Here is a 337-nt window from a genome sequence, read left to right on the forward strand (position 1 = left end):
TCTTCTTCGACTCGGGGCTGCGCGGCGGCAGCGGCCTTCGCCGCAAAGCTTACCCCCCCCACCGCGAAATGCGCCGGGGCCATCTCGCGAAGGATGACGCGAACCGACTCACGCGGGGCCCCGATCGCATCGATGGCAGCATCGGTCAGAGCCTTGATCAGCCGCTCTTTGGCTTCTGGCGGGCGCCCTTCGAGCAGGTTGACCTCGATGAGCGGCATATCAGGCCTCCACCTGGAACATGACCGCGCCAAGGTTCTGCACGGTCGTCCGCACGGTCTGGCCGGGAGCCAGGTTGGGCGCGGCGGTGATGCCGCCAGCCATGACGATGTCACCGGCG

General features: G+C 67.7%; 1 protein-coding gene. It reads right to left on the reverse strand.

What is annotated here, in order from left to right:
• The coding region (locus tag NZK81_RS21525) for a 2-hydroxymuconate tautomerase (RefSeq protein WP_260047999.1) at window positions 1–218 on the reverse strand (218 nt) is incomplete at its 3' end.
• Window positions 219–337 lie beyond the last annotated feature (119 nt).

It is taken from the genome of Novosphingobium mangrovisedimenti, assembly GCF_025153475.1.
GTDB classification, from domain to species: Bacteria; Pseudomonadota; Alphaproteobacteria; order Sphingomonadales; family Sphingomonadaceae; genus Novosphingobium; species Novosphingobium mangrovi_A.